16 protein-coding genes are annotated in these 15,933 nt (G+C 63.5%); 5 read left to right on the top strand and 11 right to left on the bottom strand.

The genetic code is table 11. From position 1 onward, the window contains the following. Positions 1-13: 13 nt before the first annotated feature. The 3 genes from BGRAMDRAFT_RS06710 to BGRAMDRAFT_RS06700 all read right to left on the bottom strand — a co-directional run bounded on the left by BGRAMDRAFT_RS06710 (position 14) and on the right by BGRAMDRAFT_RS06700 (position 3,505). Positions 14-1,624, bottom strand: a complete 1,611-nt coding sequence (locus tag BGRAMDRAFT_RS06710) for an FMN-binding glutamate synthase family protein (protein ID WP_006047935.1) — start codon at positions 1,622-1,624, stop codon at positions 14-16. 176 nt (positions 1,625-1,800) lie between these two features. Continuing rightward, entirely contained in the window at positions 1,801-2,946 is a 1,146-nt protein-coding gene (gene mnmA / locus BGRAMDRAFT_RS06705; RefSeq protein WP_006047934.1) for a tRNA 2-thiouridine(34) synthase MnmA, read from the bottom strand. 79 nt (positions 2,947-3,025) lie between these two features. Next, positions 3,026-3,505 (bottom strand): NUDIX hydrolase, encoded by a 480-nt coding sequence (locus BGRAMDRAFT_RS06700; protein WP_006047933.1) that lies wholly within the window; start codon positions 3,503-3,505, stop codon positions 3,026-3,028. Positions 3,506-3,812: 307 nt separating this feature from the next. Between BGRAMDRAFT_RS06700 and BGRAMDRAFT_RS06695 the strand changes: the two genes are divergently transcribed. From BGRAMDRAFT_RS06695 to BGRAMDRAFT_RS06685, 3 genes are read left to right on the top strand one after another with little or no spacing between them, the layout of a single operon-like run. Then, the gene (locus BGRAMDRAFT_RS06695) at positions 3,813-4,955 is read left to right on the top strand and encodes a Re/Si-specific NAD(P)(+) transhydrogenase subunit alpha (protein ID WP_006047932.1); all 1,143 of its coding nucleotides are present in this window, start codon (positions 3,813-3,815) and stop codon (positions 4,953-4,955) included. Positions 4,956-4,980: 25 nt separating this feature from the next. Continuing rightward, on the top strand, positions 4,981-5,310 hold the full coding sequence (locus BGRAMDRAFT_RS06690) for an NAD(P) transhydrogenase subunit alpha part 2 (protein ID WP_006047931.1): 330 nt from the start codon (positions 4,981-4,983) through the stop codon (positions 5,308-5,310). Next, positions 5,310-6,764: an NAD(P)(+) transhydrogenase (Re/Si-specific) subunit beta gene (locus tag BGRAMDRAFT_RS06685; RefSeq protein WP_006047930.1), complete on the top strand. Its 1,455-nt coding sequence runs from the start codon at positions 5,310-5,312 to the stop codon at positions 6,762-6,764. Before BGRAMDRAFT_RS06690 ends, BGRAMDRAFT_RS06685 begins: the two co-directional genes overlap by 1 nt. Before the next feature lie 46 nt (positions 6,765-6,810). Here BGRAMDRAFT_RS06685 and BGRAMDRAFT_RS06680 read toward each other — a convergent pair whose 3' ends face one another. The 3 genes from BGRAMDRAFT_RS06680 to BGRAMDRAFT_RS06670 all read right to left on the bottom strand — a co-directional run bounded on the left by BGRAMDRAFT_RS06680 (position 6,811) and on the right by BGRAMDRAFT_RS06670 (position 9,668). Continuing rightward, complete coding sequence (locus BGRAMDRAFT_RS06680; protein WP_006047929.1) at positions 6,811-7,557, bottom strand: helix-turn-helix transcriptional regulator; 747 nt, start codon at positions 7,555-7,557, stop codon at positions 6,811-6,813. Between the two features lie 175 nt (positions 7,558-7,732). Then, positions 7,733-8,116, bottom strand: a complete 384-nt coding sequence (locus tag BGRAMDRAFT_RS06675; protein ID WP_006047928.1) for a VOC family protein — start codon at positions 8,114-8,116, stop codon at positions 7,733-7,735. Between the two features lie 253 nt (positions 8,117-8,369). After that, a complete protein-coding gene (locus BGRAMDRAFT_RS06670) occupies positions 8,370-9,668 on the bottom strand; it encodes a THUMP domain-containing class I SAM-dependent RNA methyltransferase (RefSeq protein WP_006047927.1) in 1,299 nt (432 codons plus the stop codon). Positions 9,669-10,293: 625 nt separating this feature from the next. Between BGRAMDRAFT_RS06670 and BGRAMDRAFT_RS06665 the strand changes: the two genes are divergently transcribed. Then, positions 10,294-10,767 carry a DUF805 domain-containing protein gene (locus tag BGRAMDRAFT_RS06665; RefSeq protein WP_232292235.1) on the top strand — a complete coding sequence of 158 codons (474 nt, stop codon included), beginning with the start codon at positions 10,294-10,296 and terminating at the stop codon, positions 10,765-10,767. A gap of 361 nt (positions 10,768-11,128) precedes the next feature. Here the strand turns inward: BGRAMDRAFT_RS06665 and BGRAMDRAFT_RS06660 are convergent, their stop codons facing one another. From BGRAMDRAFT_RS06660 to BGRAMDRAFT_RS34435, 5 genes are read right to left on the bottom strand one after another with little or no spacing between them, the layout of a single operon-like run. After that, positions 11,129-11,860, bottom strand: a complete 732-nt coding sequence (locus tag BGRAMDRAFT_RS06660; RefSeq protein WP_006047925.1) for a PqiC family protein — start codon at positions 11,858-11,860, stop codon at positions 11,129-11,131. After that, the gene (locus tag BGRAMDRAFT_RS06655) at positions 11,857-13,515 is read right to left on the bottom strand and encodes a PqiB family protein (protein WP_006047924.1); all 1,659 of its coding nucleotides are present in this window, start codon (positions 13,513-13,515) and stop codon (positions 11,857-11,859) included. Before BGRAMDRAFT_RS06655 ends, BGRAMDRAFT_RS06660 begins: the two co-directional genes overlap by 4 nt. Continuing rightward, entirely contained in the window at positions 13,508-14,158 is a 651-nt protein-coding gene (locus BGRAMDRAFT_RS06650) for a paraquat-inducible protein A (protein WP_006047923.1), read from the bottom strand. Before BGRAMDRAFT_RS06650 ends, BGRAMDRAFT_RS06655 begins: the two co-directional genes overlap by 8 nt. 8 nt (positions 14,159-14,166) lie before the next feature. Then, positions 14,167-14,958, bottom strand: coding sequence for a paraquat-inducible protein A (locus tag BGRAMDRAFT_RS06645; RefSeq protein ID WP_006047922.1), 792 nt, complete (start codon positions 14,956-14,958; stop codon positions 14,167-14,169). Beyond that, positions 14,940-15,173 (bottom strand): hypothetical protein, encoded by a 234-nt coding sequence (locus BGRAMDRAFT_RS34435; RefSeq protein ID WP_132384551.1) that lies wholly within the window; start codon positions 15,171-15,173, stop codon positions 14,940-14,942. Before BGRAMDRAFT_RS34435 ends, BGRAMDRAFT_RS06645 begins: the two co-directional genes overlap by 19 nt. A 199-nt stretch (positions 15,174-15,372) precedes the next feature. Between BGRAMDRAFT_RS34435 and BGRAMDRAFT_RS06640 the strand changes: the two genes are divergently transcribed. After that, a complete protein-coding gene (locus BGRAMDRAFT_RS06640; RefSeq protein WP_006047921.1) occupies positions 15,373-15,933 on the top strand; it encodes a cytochrome b in 561 nt (186 codons plus the stop codon).

Below are 15,933 nucleotides of genomic sequence, written 5' to 3'. Positions count from 1 at the left end.
TCAGCGGAGGCCTTCACGCCACCGCCAACTCCACCTTCGGCGAAAACGAATCGCTTTGCGCAACCGGCCACCATTTCTCATACAACGAGTAACGATAATTCCCGTTGAGAAGATCGTTCGGCTCGAGATACTTCAGAAGCTCGGACATCAACTGCACCTCATGCGACGACACACGTCGCACGATGTGATGCGCGCGCAGTTCCGCAGGATGCTTCAAACCCGCAGCCTGAACGATCTCCTTCAGCGCATGCAGCGTGTTGTGATGGAAGCTGAAGACGCGGTCGGCCTTGTCCGGCACGACGAGCGCGCGCTGGCGCACCGGGTCTTGCGTCGCGACGCCGGTCGGGCAGCGTCCGGTGTGGCACGTCTGCGCCTGAATGCAGCCGACCGCGAACATGAAGCCGCGCGCCGCGTTGACCCAGTCCGCGCCGATCGCGAGCGTCTTCGTGATGTCGAACGCGGTGATCATCTTGCCGCTCGCGCCGATGCGAATCCGCTGCCGCAAGCCGATGCCGACCAGCGTGTTGTGCACGAGCAGCAAGCCTTCCTGCAACGGCACGCCGACGTGATCGGTGAACTCGAGCGGCGCCGCGCCGGTGCCGCCCTCGGCGCCGTCCACGACGATGAAGTCCGGCAGAATGCCCGTCTCGAGCATCGCCTTCGCAATGCCGAAAAATTCCCACGGATGGCCGATGCACAGCTTGAAGCCGGTCGGCTTGCCGCCCGACAGTGTGCGCAGCCGGTCGACGAATTCGAGCAGCCCACGCGGCGTCGAAAACTCCGAATGCGTGGCCGGCGAAATGCAATCGCGGCCCATCGGCACGCCGCGCGTTTCTGCGATCTCCGGCGTGATCTTCGCGGCGGGCAGCACGCCGCCGTGACCGGGCTTCGCGCCTTGCGACAGCTTCACCTCGATCATTTTCACCTGCGGCTCGGCGGCCTGCTTCGCGAATTTGTCGGCGCTGAACGTGCCGTCGTCGTTTCGGCAGCCGAAGTAACCCGACGCGATTTCCCAGATGATGTCGCCGCCATGCTCGCGGTGATACTTCGACATCGAGCCTTCGCCGGTGTCGTGCGCGAAGTTGCCTTTCTTCGCTCCCAGGTTCAGCGCCATGATCGCGTTCGCCGACAGCGAGCCGAAGCTCATCGCCGAGACGTTGAAGATCGACATCGAATAAGGCTGTGCGCGATCGGCGCCGACCACGATGCGAAAGTCGTGGCTATCGAGCGTGGTCGGCGCGAGCGAGTGGCTGATCCATTCGTGCGCGACGGCCTTCACGTCGAGTTCGGTGCCGTAGGGCCGGCTGTCGACGTCGTTCTTCGCGCGCTGATAGACGATGCTGCGTTGAGCGCGCGAGAACGGCTTTTCGTCGGTATCGTTTTCGACGAAATACTGGCGGATTTCCGGCCGGATGAACTCGAACAGAAAACGGAAATGGCCCCACAGCGGATAGTTGCGCAGAATCGCGTGCCGTTGTTGCGTCAGATCGAAAATGCCGAGCGCGACGAGCGCGAGCGGCACGACGATCCACAACCACGAAACGTGTTGCGTCGCGGCGAGCGCCGTGGACAAACCGAGGAGCGCGATGGCGCTCCACATGGCCAGATAACGTCGAGAAAACATGAGGACTCCGGTGCAGTGAATCGTCACGGAGGGATTGCCGGGCGCGGAGCACAGGCAGATCCACCGTGGGAAAAACGAGCGACTGCCTGTCGGGAAGACGTGAGCGGGTCGTTGGTGAGGTTTAAACGTCGTGCAAAGGCTTGCTGAGTTGAAGTCGGCGAGCGAAACGCAGCAAGCTAGCGCGCGCTCAGCAGTGCCGCCTTTTGCGGCTCGCGCACGGCCGGCTGCCCGGTCGCCGCGTGTTCGATGATGCCGCCGCCGAGGCACACGTCGCCATCGTAAAGCACGGCCGATTGCCCCGGTGTGACAGCCCATTGGGCGTCGTCGAAGGTGAGTTCGAACAGACCTTCGCGCTGATTCGCGCGGCTGAACGTGCAGCGCGCGTCCGCCTGCCGGTAGCGGGTCTTCGCGCCGCACGCGAAGCCTTCCGCCGGCGGCTCGCCCGCGACCCAGCTCGTGTTGCCCGCGCTCAGCGTATGGCTCAACAGCCACGGATGATCGTGCCCTTGCGCGACATACAGCGTGTTCGAAGGAATGTCCTTGCCCGCGACGAACCACGGCTCGCCGCTGCCGTCCTTGCTGCCGCCGAGGCCGATGCCCTTGCGCTGCCCGAACGTATAGAAGGCGAGGCCGATGTGCTCGCCGACCACTTTGCCGTCGGTGGTTTTCATCGGGCCGGGTTGGGTCGGCAGATAGCGGTTCAGAAAATCGCGAAACGGCCGCTCGCCGATAAAGCAGATGCCCGTCGAATCTTTCTTCTTCGCGTTGGGCAGCGCGATCTGCTCGGCGATTTCGCGCACTTTCGTTTTCGGAATTTCGCCGAGCGGAAACAGCGTTTTCGACAACTGCGCCTGATTCAGCCGATGCAGAAAGTACGATTGATCTTTCGTATGGTCGAACGCTTTCAGCAGCTCGAAGCGGCCATTGTTTTCGCGCACGCGCGCATAGTGGCCGGTCGCGATGGTTTCAGCGCCGAGCGACATCGCGTGATCGAGAAACGCCTTGAACTTGATTTCGGCGTTGCACAGCACGTCCGGATTCGGCGTGCGGCCCGCCGAATATTCGCGCAGGAATTCGGCGAACACGCGGTCCTTGTATTCGGCCGCGAAGTTGACCGCTTCGACGTCGATGCCGATCAGGTCCGCCACCGACACCACGTCGATCCAGTCCTGGCGCGTCGAGCAGTATTCGCTGTCGTCGTCGTCTTCCCAGTTCTTCATGAAGAGGCCGACCACGTCGTAGCCCTGTTCCTTCAGCAGCCACGCGGTGACCGACGAATCGACGCCGCCCGACATGCCTACTACGACTTTCTGCTTGCTCATAAGATGCTCACTGGGTACTGCGTGACTTCATGGATCGTGGAGATGGCCGCTTGTGGCGGCTTGTGACCGCTCGTGACGGCTACCTCTTTGGCCCGACCGAATGCGTATGCACGAAATCGAGCGGGAAACGCCGGCCTGCCAGGTAATCGTCGATACATTGCATGACGAGCGGCGTGCGGTGCCTTTCGGGGCAGGCGCGCAGTTCGTCGGCGCTCATCCACAAGGTTCGAACGATGTCGGGATCGAGCGCGCGCTCTGCTTCCGGTTCGCCGCCGGCGCCGCAATACGTGAAGCGCAAATAGGTGACGCCACCGTTGTCCGGCCGTTCGAAATGCGTCATGTACATGCCGACGAGCGCCTCGGGCGTGAACGGATGCGCGGTTTCCTCGAGCGTTTCGCGGATCACCGCTTCCAGCAGCGTTTCGCCGGCTTCCAGATGGCCGGCCGGCTGGTTCAGGCGCAGCCCGGCGGCCGTATGTTCCTCGACCACGAGAAAGCGCCCGTCACGCTCGACGATGGCCGCGACGGTCACATGCGGCAGCCAGGTTTCCGGTTTCATGGGTGCGCATTTTACCGTTTATGGCCGCTCACTGCCGGGATGCGGGCGGGACGCGGCCGGGTAGTTGCCGGTTCATTGCGGCGGCCGGCGGTGACCGGTGACATGCGGCCGGCTGCGGCGACTTGCCGCATGCGACTGCCGCCGCCCGCACGCCTCGGAGCCCCGTATCCGCGCGCACCCCCGGATTGTCCCCGATTTCTGCCGCCCCCCATGTTTCGGGTAAAGTGAGGCGTTAGCCGTTGCACTTGCAAGCCGGCGTGCCTCGTCGGCCGATCTGTCGTCAAACAGTAAGTCGAGGAGGAACACGATGCACATCGGAGTGCCAGCCGAGACGCGCGCGCACGAAACCCGCGTCGCCGCGACGCCCGAGACCGTCAAGAAGTACGTGGCGCAGGGCCATCGGGTCACCATCCAGAGCGGCGCCGGGGCCGGCGCGAGCTTTCCCGACGACGCTCTCGCGGCAGCCGGCGCGGAAATCGTCGATGCGGCCACCGCTTTTGGCGCCGACCTCGTCCTCAAAGTCCAGTCTCCCACCGAAGCCGAACTGCCGCTGCTCAAACGCGGCGCGACGCTCGTCGGCATGCTCGATCCGTTCAACGCGGAGAACGCGCAGCAACTCGCCGCGGCGGGCGTCACCGCCTTCGCGCTCGAAGCCGCGCCGCGCACCACGCGCGCGCAAAGCCTCGACGTGCTGTCGTCGCAGGCGAACATCGCCGGATACAAGGCGGTGCTGCTCGCCGCGACGCTTTATCCGCGCTTCATGCCGATGCTGATGACCGCCGCGGGCACGGTGAAAGCCGCGCGCGTGCTGATTCTGGGCGCGGGCGTGGCGGGCTTGCAGGCGATCGCGACCGCCAAGCGCCTGGGCGCCGTGATCGAGGCATCCGACGTGCGTCCCGCCGTGAAAGAACAGATCGAATCGCTCGGCGCGAAGTTTCTCGACGTTCCCTACGAAACCGATGAAGAGCGCGAAGCCGCGCAAGGCGTCGGCGGCTATGCGCGGCCGATGCCGCCTTCGTGGCTGCAACGCCAGTCGGCACTCGTTCACGAGCGCGCGAAGCAGGCCGACGTGGTGATCTCCACCGCCCTGATTCCGGGCCGCGCGGCGCCGACGCTGCTCTCCGTCGAGACCGTGCAGGCGATGAAACCGGGCTCGGTGCTGGTCGATCTGGCAGCGGGCCGCGGCGCGGACTATGAAGGCCGCCGCGGCGGCAACTGCCCGCTCACCGAAGCCGACAAAGTGATCGTCAGGCACGGCGTGACGATTGTCGGCTACACGAATCTCGCCTCGATGGTGCCCGCGGACGCGTCCTCGCTCTACGCGCGCAACCTGCTCGACTTCCTCAAGCTGATCGTGACGAAGGAAGGCGCGCTCAACATCGACCTCGCCGACGACATCGTCGCGGCCACGCTGCTCACCCGCGACGGCGAAGTCGCGCGCAAGGCATAACGCGAATTCACCTGGAGAAACGGCGATGGAAGTGCTCAACCACACCGTCATCAACCTGATTATTTTCGTGCTGGCGATTTACGTCGGCTACCACGTCGTCTGGAACGTCACGCCCGCGCTGCACACGCCGCTGATGGCCGTGACCAACGCGATTTCCGCGATCGTGATTGTCGGCGCAATGCTCGCGACCGGCCTTACGCTCGGCACGCCGGGCAAGTTCTTCGGCACGCTCGCCGTTGCGCTGGCGGCGGTCAACGTGTTCGGCGGCTTCCTCGTCACGCGGCGAATGCTCGAGATGTTCCGCAAGAAAGAGCCGAAAAAGCTCATCGCCGATAAGAGCAAGGAGAACGCGTAATGAGTCTGAACGTCGTCACGCTGCTTTATCTGGTTGCGTCGGTCTGTTTCATTCAGGCGCTCAAGGGGCTGTCGAATCCGAAGACGGCGCGCATCGGCAATACGTTCGGCATGGTCGGGATGGCGATTGCGATTCTCACGACCATCGCGCTGATCGCAAAGCAGGCGAATGCACTGGGCTCGAATCTCGCGCTCGGGCTCGGCTTGCTGTTCGCCGCGCTGATTGTCGGCGGTGCGATTGGCGCGTTCGTCGCCGCGCGCGTCGAGATGACCAAGATGCCGGAACTCGTCGCGGCGATGCACTCGCTGATCGGTCTCGCGGCGGTGTGCATCGCGTATGCGGTGGTGTCGGAGCCGGCGGCATTCGGATTGATCGATCCGGAGAATCCGGTGCCGGGCTTTCTGCCTTATGGCAATCGCGTCGAGTTGTTCATCGGCACGTTCGTCGGCGCAATTACGTTTAGCGGCTCGGTTATTGCGTTCGGCAAGCTGTCGGGCAAGTACAAGTTCCGGTTATTTCAGGGCGCGCCGGTCGTCTATGCGGGTCAGCATCTGATCAACCTGATGCTCGCGATTGCGATGCTCGGCTTCGGCGTGATCTTCTTTTTCACGCAGTCGTGGCTGCCGTTCATCATCATGACGCTGATCGCGTTCGTGCTCGGCGTGCTGATCATCATTCCGATCGGCGGCGCGGACATGCCGGTCGTCGTGTCCATGCTCAATTCGTATTCGGGCTGGGCGGCGGCGGGCATCGGCTTCTCGCTGAACAATCCGATGCTGATCATCGCGGGCTCTTTGGTGGGCTCGTCGGGCGCGATTCTGTCGTACATCATGTGCCGCGCGATGAACCGCTCGTTCTTCAACGTGATTCTCGGCGGCTTCGGCAACGAGCCGGGCGCGGCTGCGGCGGGCGGATCGGCTGAGCAGCGTCCGGTGAAATCGGGTTCTGCCGATGACGCGTCGTTCATGCTCGGCAACGCCGAAACCGTGGTGATCGTGCCGGGTTATGGCCTTGCCGTCGCGCGCGCGCAGCATGCATTGAAGGAGCTGACCGACAAGCTCGTCGAGAAGGGCATCGAGGTGAAGTACGCGATTCACCCGGTCGCGGGACGCATGCCGGGTCACATGAACGTGCTGCTCGCCGAAGCGGAAGTGCCGTACGACATGGTGTTCGAAATGGACGACATCAACGGCGAGTTCGGTCAGGTCGACGTGGTGCTCGTGCTCGGCGCCAACGACGTCGTGAACCCGGCCGCGAAGAACGATCCGAAGTCGCCGATTGCGGGTATGCCGATCATCGAGGCTTATAAAGCGCGCACGGTGATCGTCAACAAGCGTTCGATGGCGGCGGGTTACGCGGGGCTCGACAACGATCTGTTCTACATGGACAAGACGATGATGGTGTTCGGCGACGCAAAGAAAGTGATCGAGGATATGGTCAAGGCGGTCGAATAACACGCGATAAATTGCGCGGCGCGCGAAGGTCTGCGCCGCGCAATGCTCACTTCTGTTTCGGTTTGGCGTTCACATGCCGCAGCAGGTCCGCGAGCCGTCGGCCTTCCTGATCGGGATACGGCTCGCGCACTTCGAGTTGCTGGATCTTCTCGAGCCCGAAGTTGCGGAAATCGCCGCGCAATTCACACCACGCGCCAAGCGTCCAGCGCGCGCCCCAATAGGCGAGTGCGAGCGGCCACACGCGCCGCTCCGTCGCCGCGCCGTTGGCATCCGTGTACGCAAAACTCACCACGTGTCGTGCGTCGATCGCGCGGTGCAGCGTGTCGAGCTGCGTCGAAAAATCGCTTTTGATATGGAACGACGGCGCGAAGATCGCGAGCCTTTCAAGGGACGCGCGCTTGTCTGCGGGCATCGCCGAAGCAATCTTGGCCAATGCGCCGCGCGCTCCGCTCGCGAAGCCGGCGCCGCCCCACGATTCGAGCATGCGCGCGCCGGCGGCGAGCGCCGCGAGTTCATCGGCGGTGAAGGTGAGCGGCGGAAGGCTCGCGCTGCGGCTCAGCCGGTAGCCGATGCCGGCCTCGCCTTCGATCGGCACGCCGGATAGCTGCAGATCGCGCACGTCGCGATAGACGGTGCGCAGCGAGATGTTGAGCCAGTCGGCGAGTTGCTGCGCCGTGGTCAAACGCCGGCCGCGCAGCAATTCGGCGATCTGGAACAGACGGTCGGCGCGGCGCGTCATCGTGGGCGTCTTGTAGAAGAGGACAGGGACAGTCCCGCGATGATAGCGCCGCATGCCGCGCTCCGGTCAGCGTTCGGGTTGGCGTTGAGTTCAGCGTTGAGTCGAGCGCTTGGGTGTGCGTTCGGCGAGCGTTTGAGTGAATGCTCAGGTGAGCGTTCGGACGACGGGCTCGATGCGTGTGTCGCCCGCACGGGCGTTACCCGTTCGATGGCCGCTGTCCGCAGCGCGGTTAGCCGTTGGTGCGCGAATGCAGGCCGAGGCGATTGCCTTCGCTGTCGATGAAAAACGCGATATAACCGATGTCCTGCGGCAGCTTGATGACCGGTCCATCGGTCTTGCCGCCGGCTTCTTCGATGCGGGCGAGCGCGGCGTCGACGGTCGGCTGCGCGTTCAGGTAGACGAGCACGCCGTCACCGTTCGGGGTCATCGACGGGCTGTGGACGATCGCGCCGCCCGTCGCCGGTTCTTCGTAGCCGAACACGGCGATGGGCTGGCCGCCGATTTCCTGGCGGTTCAGCTTCACGTCGAGCGCGGCTTCATAAAAGCGCACGGCGCGGTCGAAATCGACGGACGGGATTTCGAACCATGCAACAACTTTGGACGATGCGGACATGACACTCTCCTGTGGATGGCGGTAAGCCGGATAAATCGCCGGATGGCGTGAGGAGGAGTGTGCGGGGGTGCTGCTGACAGCGTGGTGTCAGTAGGGTGGGGCGGTGGGTTAGATCGTGTGAACGTGCGGACGTGCGGATGGGCGAGGCGAAAAAACCGCGGCACTGTGTGTGGCCGCGGTTTGTTTCTGGCTGCGTTTGCTTGGCGCTTGTTGTTTGTCGCTTGCCGCTTGTCTTAACCGGCCTTAACCGGCCTTAACCGGCAGGCGTATCGCCTTGCGGCCGCTGACGCACGCTGCCCGCGATCAGATCGAAGCGGAACAGCCGGCATTCGAGCGCTCCGTTAAAGAGCGGTGTCTTCGTCGATTCGCGCAGGCGCAACTGGCCCGGCAGCTTGCGATCCGACGTCAGGATGAATGCGTGCCAGCCGGTGAAGCGCTGCTTGAGCGCGTCGCCGAGCGACTGGAAGAACTCGCTGTCGGGCGCTTCTTCCTGGGCGCGGCGAAAGCTGTCGTCCTCGCGGTTGTCGCGACTGCGTCCTTCACGTCCTTCGCGGATTTCGCCGCGCGCGTTGCGTCCGCGCACTTCGATCCGCTCACCATACGGCGGATTGGCGACGAGAATGCCCGGCGCCGAAGTCGGCGGCGTCATGCCGCGCGCGTCGACCTGTTTGAGCGGAATGGTCGGCAAGCCGGCGCGCTGGAAATTCGCGCGCGCCTTGTCGAGCATGTCGCCGGAAATATCGCTGCCGAAAATCTGCAGGTCGGCGCGCGAGCTGCGGGCGGCGTGTTTGGCGTCGAGCGCGGCGGCCTTCAGCGTCTGCCAGGTTTTGCTGTCGTACTGCTTGAGCTTTTCGAAGCCGAAGCGGCGTTCGGCGCCGGGCGCGATGTCGAGCGCGACCTGCGCGGCTTCGGCGAGGAACGTGCCGCTGCCGCACATCGGGTCGTATAGCGGCGTGCCGGCGCTCCAGCCCGTCAGCCGCAGAATGCCCGCCGCGAGATTTTCGCGCAGCGGCGCCGCGCCCTTGTCCAGGCGCCAGCCGCGCTTGAAGAGCGGGTCGCCGGAGGTGTCGAGGTAAAGCGTGCAGTCGGTCGCGGTGAGAAACGCGAACACGCGCACGTCGGGCGTCGCGGTGTCGATGTTCGGGCGCGCGCCGCTGACTTCGCGCAGACGGTCGCAGATCGCGTCCTTCACGCGCAGCGTGGTGAATTCGAGGCTGCGCAGCGGCGACTTGATCGCGGTGACGTCGACGCGCAGCGTTTCGTTCGCAGAGAACCATTGCTCCCAGCGTTGTTCGACGGCGAGTGCGTAGATGTCCTGCTCGCTGCGATACGGACGATGCGCGATTTTCAGCAGCACGCGGCTCGCGAGGCGCGAATGCAGATTGGCCGCCATGCCGGCTGCCCAGCCGCCGCGAAAATGCACGCCGCCGGGGACTTGCGAGCCGGGCGCGAACGGCGCGCCGTGCAGATGCTTCGCGGCGATCTCGGCGAGTTCGGAGGCGAGCGCGGCTTCGAGACCGCGCGGGCAGGGGAGGAAGAAATCGAAGGACATGGAGGGGCTAGCCGGTGGGCTGTGGGTAAGGGGGTATTGTACGCGGTGGGGTGCGGGGGGTGCTTTTTGGCCCTTTGGCCTTTTCTTGTTTTTTGTCGGTGGTCTATTTGTGTTGCACCTGGCTTGCTTTGGCCTTTCCTTGTTTTCTCGGTGGTCTATCGGCGTTGCCCCTGTGCGGGGCGGCACTTACTTTCTTTGCCGCCGCAAAGAAAGTAAGCAAAGAAAGCGGGCTTACACCGGTGGCTTATAAGTGGGTCCCACTGGCTCGCTTTGGCCTTTCCTTGATTTCGCGGTGGTCTATCGGCGTTGCCCCTGTGCGGGGCGGCACTCACTTTCTTTGCCGCCGCAAAGAAAGTAAGCAAAGAAAGCGGGCCTACACCGCCAGCTTATAGATGGCTCCCCCAGTTCTGAGGGGGCAGTGGTGCGCCTGACATCCGTGCCCTCGCACATTCGACGCCCGTGACAAGGCAGTCATGCTTCCCGACTTGCACTGCGTGCTCGCCGGAAGGGTTCGCTTCGCGGTGCCGTTGCCGCTTCGCGCACGACCGGAAATCGCGCCTGTTGTCTTGCGAAATGTCCCGCGCCTATCCCGTTCTCGCCGGCGTAGTCTTGTATTGGGTGCCACGTGGAAGTCTGGTCAGAGCTGCACAGCCGTCGCAACCGGCGCTGCACACGTTTCCACGGTCTTAATGGCATCTATCGCGTGGCGTCCGTCACGGCGCGCGGTTTTTTCGGTCGTTTCTATCAGAAAGAGAAAAACATGAAATGGTATCTGCTAGTGCTTTCGAAGTACGTTGAATTCAGTGGACGAGCGCGTCGCAAGGAATACTGGATGTTCCTACTGTTCAACGTAATCATCGGGATTGCCTACGGAGTCGTGCTGGTCATCCTCGATCTGGAGGAGTCCAGGTTCTGGCGCAACCTTTATCCCTTGCTGGTGTTCCTTCCGGGCCTGGCGGCGCTGGTTCGTCGCATGCACGATTCCAACCGAAGCGGTTGGTGGGCCCTTTGCCCCGTCGCCAACCTGGTGTTTGCCTGCTTCGAGGGAACGCGAGGCCAAAACCGCTTCGGCCCCGACCCAAAGCAACCAATGCAATGAGCGAGCGCTGACCCTTCAATAGAGCGAAGAGCGAAGAGCGAAGAGCGAAAAGCCAAACAGACACCACAGCGAACCCTTCCGACGAGCACGAGTGCGAGTCGGGAAGCATGACTGCCTTGTCACTAACGTCGAATGTGCGAGGGCACGGATGTAAGGCGCACCACTGCCCACTCCGAGCAAGGGGCTCCACTTATAAGCTAGCGGTGTGAGCCCGCTTTCTTTGCTTACTTTCTTTGCGGCGGCAAAGAAAGTAAGTGCCGCCCCGCACAGGGGCAACACAAATAGACCACAACGAATTCAAGGAAAGGCAAAAAAGAAAGCAAAAAACCAAAAGCACAAAAACCAAAAGCACAAAAACCAATCACCGCGCAGCCACACCCGCATCCAAAGCAGGACACCCCGGCACACTACCGCGAGCACTCGCCTTCCCCCCCTGCGAAGCAGAAGCAGAACCCGCAGCAGCAGCCATAGCCTGCAACGCAGCAGCCACCTGCGCCGAAACACGCATCAAAGCCCGCCGATGCCCATCAACAAGCGCATCATACCCACCACCGACAGGCTCACTAACAACACTCCTGCAAGTCATCACAGCAGTACTGCGCACCGCCCGCACACTCCACACCGCATCGATCAGCGCATGCGACCCAGGCCACGACTCAAACCGCTGCACATTCATGCTCACGCGATACACCGGCGTCGCATCGGAATAAGCCGTCCCGTACACATCAATCGTATTGAGTTGCTGAGTGAGACTGGTCGACAACGCGCGGCGCAGTTCATCGCCGGGCAGCGACGCCCAGCGATCTTCTTCCAGCACCTTGACCTGCGTCGGTCCCGTCTGCACGACGAGCTGAGTCTTCGCGACTTGCGGCGGCACATCGATAGGCGCGACTTCGATCAGCCACGCGGGCGCCGCCGACGTCCGTGAGCCTGAAGCCGCAGCGGACGCAGCGCCATTCGCATCGCCCAACGTATAAAACCGGCTACTCGGCGACGCACACGCCGCGACCGCCAGCACCGCAGCGAGCGCGCCGGCACGAACAGCGCTGCGCGCCACTACGCGCGACAAACGGGGGAGTCGAACGAACATCATGGCTTGTCTCCTGCTTTACCGCGCAACAACGATTCCGGGTGGCGCTCGAGATAATCCGACAGCGCATTCAGCGACTGCAACGTGCGCGTCAATTCCTGCAACGCCTGATGCACATCCGACTGCAACGGCGAGTCCTGCTGCAACGTCGCCTCGGCCGAGCCGAACGTCTGTTTCGCGGCGGCCAGCGTGTCGCGGGCTTGCGGCACGACTTCCGTGTCCAGTCGCTTGAAGAGCTGGTCGGCATTCTTCAGCGCGCTGTTCAGGTTGTTGCCGATCTGATCGAACGGCACCTTGTCGAGCTTCTTCGCGATGTCGGCGACCTGCAATTGCAGCTCGTCGAGCGTGTTCGGAATGGTCGGCAATTCGAGCGGGTCGCTGGCTACGTCGACGGTGGCCGGCGGCGCCTTCGGGAAAATATCAAGCGCGACGTACAACTGGCTCGTGATCAGATTGCCCGTGCGCAACTGGCCGCGCAGTCCGTGCTTGACGAGTTGTTGCAGCAGCGTCTGCCCGGCGAGGCTGCCTGGCGTCGGCGCGGTCTCGCGGAAGCGCTTGCCGAGGCGGTCAGGGTAGATGTTCATCGTCACCGGCATCGTGAAGCTGCGCGTCTTCGGATCGTAGTCGATGCCGATGTTGGTCACCTGACCGAGCACGATGCCGCGGAAATCGACCGGCGCGCCGACCGACAGACCGCGCAGAGACTGGTTGAAGTTCATCACGACGCGCAGCGGCACGCCGTCCGGCTCGCGCATCGCGTCGCCTTCGTCGGAACCGAGGCGGAACGTCATGTTGTTCGGCGCCTGCGCGCCCACGCCCTGACCCGGCGGCGACTGGAACGACAAGCCGCCGACGATCACCGTCGCGAGCGACTGCGTGTTCAGCTTGAAGCCGCTCGAATCGAGTCGCAGATCGACGCCGCTCGCATGCCACCAGCGCGAATTGGTGCCGACGTACTGGTCGAACGGCGCGGACACGAACACCTGCATGGTCACGCCGGTGCCGTCCTTGTCGAGCGAAAAGCCGACCACCTGGCCGACCTGCACGCGGCGATAAAAAATCGGCGAGCCGATGTCGATGGAGCCCAGCGAATCGCCATGCAGAATGAACTGATGACCCTTCTGGTCGCCGGTAATCGGCGGCGGCGTCTCGAGGCCGACGAAGTTCTTCTCGCTGTCCGGCGAATGACCGGCGTCCGCGCCGATATAGGCGCCGGAGAGCAGTGTGGTGAGGCCCGACACGCCGCTCGCGCCCACGCGCGGCCGCACGACCCAGAAGCGCGAATCCTTGACCGCGAAGTCTTCGCCTTCCTTCGTCAACTGCACCTGCACGAGCACGTGCGAAAGATCCTTCGACAACGTGATCGACTTGACCGCGCCGACGTCGACGTCCTTGTACTTGACCTTGGTCTTGCCAGGCTCGAGCCCTTCCGCGCTGATGAAACTGATCGTGATGGTCGGGCCTTTTTCCGTCACCGACTTGATGACGAGCGCAATGCCGATAAGCGCGGCAATCAGAGGGATCACCCAGACGAGCGACGGCAGCCAGCGGCTACGCGGCTCGATCTCGGGGTCGGGCAATTGGGGCGGCAGCTTCGGTCCGTTCGAATCGTTGCGCGGCGCATCGGAGGCGGGCGTCGGTCCTGGCGGGCTAGTCATGTTCGAGGTCCTGAGGTTTTTGGGTACTGCCGTCCACGTGGTCCCAGATGAGCCGTGGATCGAATTGCATGGAGGCCATCATCGTCAGGATCACTACCGAGCCGAACGCAATCGCGCCAGGGCCGGCCGTGATCACGGCAAGCGATTTGAAACGCACGAGCGCCACGGTCAACGTGACGACGAACACGTCGAGCATCGACCAGCGGCCGATCCGCTCGACCATCCGATAGAGCGTCGTGCGCTGCTCCGGCCGCCAGCGCGAGCGTCGCTGCGCGGTGACGGTGAGCAGCACGAGCACGCTCAGCTTCAGCATCGGCACCATGATGCTGGCGATAAACACGATCACCGCGAGCGGCCAGTCGCCGGAGGTCCAGAAATAAACGACGCCGCTCATGATGGTGTCGTCTTCGGAACCGAGCAGCGACGACGTGTGCATGACCGGCAACAAATTTGCCGGAATATACAGCAAGGCCGCGGCGATCAGCAGCGCCCAGGTTCGCATCAGGCTGTCGGGATTGCGCGAGTGCAGATGCGCGCCGCAGCGCCCGCAGTGCTGCGGCGTGACCGAGCGGATGCGCGGCTCGACGCGTCCGCACGCATGGCAGGCCACGAGCCCCGCGCGTTTTGCGGTGACGTATTTCATCGCGCGGGTCATCCTCGATTGGAGGCCGGCGGGGCGCCGGGAGTTGTGCCGCGGCCTGGGTCGCTGCGTGTGTCGCGGCTCGAGTCGGCTTCGTCGCCGGCTTGCAGCAGCGGCGGCGCGGGCGGGCCGGCCATCGAGCCGAGCGCGGCTGCCGCGCTGTCGGCCGACGTGCGCGGCAGCGGCCGCTGGCCGCGCGCGCCGAGTTCGTCGGCGAGATCCCACAGAATGCGCGGATCGAACGTGACGACCACGGCGAACATCAGCGTCAGCGCGCCGAACGCGAAGAGCGCCGCTTCCGGAATCACGCGCGCGAGACTGACCATCTTCACGATCGTGATGAGCACGCCGAGCATGAACACTTCGATCATGCCCCAGGGCCGCACGAACTGGATCGCGCGCAACACGCGGTTAAAGCCTCCCGGCACATAGCCGGCGCGCAGCGGTACCAGCACGTAGAGCAGCGCGACGAGTTCGGTGAGCGGAAAGAGAATCGTCGAGCAGAACACCATGACGGCGACGATCTGCATGTTCTCGTTCCACAGCGCGACGAGCGCACCGAACAGCGTGGTCTGCGAGGTAATGCCATTAGTCTCCAGCTCGACGATGGGGAAGCCCTGCGCGATCAGGAACGTGATCAGCGCGGCGAGCGTCATGGCGCTGATGCCGTCGAGCTTGCGCGATACGCCCGCGTAGAGCGTGGCGCCGCAGCGCGGACAGCGGGCGACTTTGCGCCCGACAAGCCGTGGCTTGCGGAACAGCGTATCGCATTCATGGCACGCGATCAGGTTGTCATGTTCCATGCGGCAGCGGGCCAACGATATGTAAGTGAGCGTGCAATGCCGGTCGCAATTTCGGTGGCAATACTGGTTGCAATGCGGGTCGCAATGTAGCCGATTCGGCGGGTCTGTAAAAATTCGTGGAGCAATAGTACCAAAAGGCATTGCCGCGCCGCGCCGGTGAGCGCGAAACGCTTGGCGCGCAACGGTTCTGACAGCGTCCGTCCCCAATTGTTCAACCGGCTGATCCGGGAACGTGAAGGCGTCCTTCGGTCAATTTCGCTTTGCCGCAGCCAGCTTTTTGCGCTTCGGGTAGCATGGCGGCCTGGTGCGTCTCGAAGGCCGCGGCGCCCGGCACTTTGGCGATGGACTTTACATCGGCGGGGAATAGCCGGGGGTGCCGCGCCGTTAACCTCTCTTAGCAAGCGTTGACCTGTCATGGCACACAATCCTTCATTCGGCGGCCGGGAGTCGTACACGCGGACCGCCATTGCGATTCATTGGCTGATCGCGCTGCTGATCGTTTGCGGCTTCGCGCTCGGCTGGGTGATGACCGACATTCCCGGTTTCACGCCGACCAAGCTGCGCTATTTTTCGTGGCATAAGTGGATCGGCGTGACCGTGTTCGCGCTCGCTGTCGTGCGCATTCTGTGGCGCGCCACTCACGGCGCGCCGGCGATGCCGCGCCGCATGCCCGCCTGGCAGCGGGGCGCCGCCCATCTCGTGCATCTGCTGCTGTATGCGTTGATGATTGCAATTCCCGTCTCCGGTTATCTGTATAGCTCGGCGGCGAACGTGCCGGTCGTCTATCTCGGTCTGATCCCGCTGCCGCGGCTGATCGCGCCGGACCCGCATCTGAAGGAACTGCTCAAGAACGTCCACATCGTGTTGAATTACACGTTGCTGACGCTGGTCGCGATGCACGTCGCGGCGGCGCTCAAGCATCAGTGGCTGGACCGCGACGGGCTGCTGTCGCGCATGATTCCCTTCCTCAAATAA

Source organism: Paraburkholderia graminis C4D1M (genome assembly GCF_000172415.1).
Lineage (GTDB): Bacteria > Pseudomonadota > Gammaproteobacteria > Burkholderiales > Burkholderiaceae > Paraburkholderia > Paraburkholderia graminis.
Note: the sequence above shows the minus strand (reverse complement) of the source record. Positions and strands in the feature narration are given on the sequence as shown.

Coding starts and splice junctions, on each gene's coding strand:
- BGRAMDRAFT_RS06710 (WP_006047935.1), bottom strand. CDS start 1,624: ATGTTTTCTCGACGTTATCTGGCCATGTGGAGCGCCATCGCGCTCCTC.
- mnmA (WP_006047934.1), bottom strand. CDS start 2,946: ATGAGCAAGCAGAAAGTCGTAGTAGGCATGTCGGGCGGCGTCGATTCG.
- BGRAMDRAFT_RS06700 (WP_006047933.1), bottom strand. CDS start 3,505: ATGAAACCGGAAACCTGGCTGCCGCATGTGACCGTCGCGGCCATCGTC.
- BGRAMDRAFT_RS06695 (WP_006047932.1), top strand. CDS start 3,813: ATGCACATCGGAGTGCCAGCCGAGACGCGCGCGCACGAAACCCGCGTC.
- BGRAMDRAFT_RS06690 (WP_006047931.1), top strand. CDS start 4,981: ATGGAAGTGCTCAACCACACCGTCATCAACCTGATTATTTTCGTGCTG.
- BGRAMDRAFT_RS06685 (WP_006047930.1), top strand. CDS start 5,310: ATGAGTCTGAACGTCGTCACGCTGCTTTATCTGGTTGCGTCGGTCTGT.
- BGRAMDRAFT_RS06680 (WP_006047929.1), bottom strand. CDS start 7,557: ATGCGGCGCTATCATCGCGGGACTGTCCCTGTCCTCTTCTACAAGACG.
- BGRAMDRAFT_RS06675 (WP_006047928.1), bottom strand. CDS start 8,116: ATGTCCGCATCGTCCAAAGTTGTTGCATGGTTCGAAATCCCGTCCGTC.
- BGRAMDRAFT_RS06670 (WP_006047927.1), bottom strand. CDS start 9,668: ATGTCCTTCGATTTCTTCCTCCCCTGCCCGCGCGGTCTCGAAGCCGCG.
- BGRAMDRAFT_RS06660 (WP_006047925.1), bottom strand. CDS start 11,860: ATGATGTTCGTTCGACTCCCCCGTTTGTCGCGCGTAGTGGCGCGCAGC.
- BGRAMDRAFT_RS06655 (WP_006047924.1), bottom strand. CDS start 13,515: ATGACTAGCCCGCCAGGACCGACGCCCGCCTCCGATGCGCCGCGCAAC.
- BGRAMDRAFT_RS06650 (WP_006047923.1), bottom strand. CDS start 14,158: ATGAAATACGTCACCGCAAAACGCGCGGGGCTCGTGGCCTGCCATGCG.
- BGRAMDRAFT_RS06645 (WP_006047922.1), bottom strand. CDS start 14,958: ATGGAACATGACAACCTGATCGCGTGCCATGAATGCGATACGCTGTTC.
- BGRAMDRAFT_RS06640 (WP_006047921.1), top strand. CDS start 15,373: ATGGCACACAATCCTTCATTCGGCGGCCGGGAGTCGTACACGCGGACC.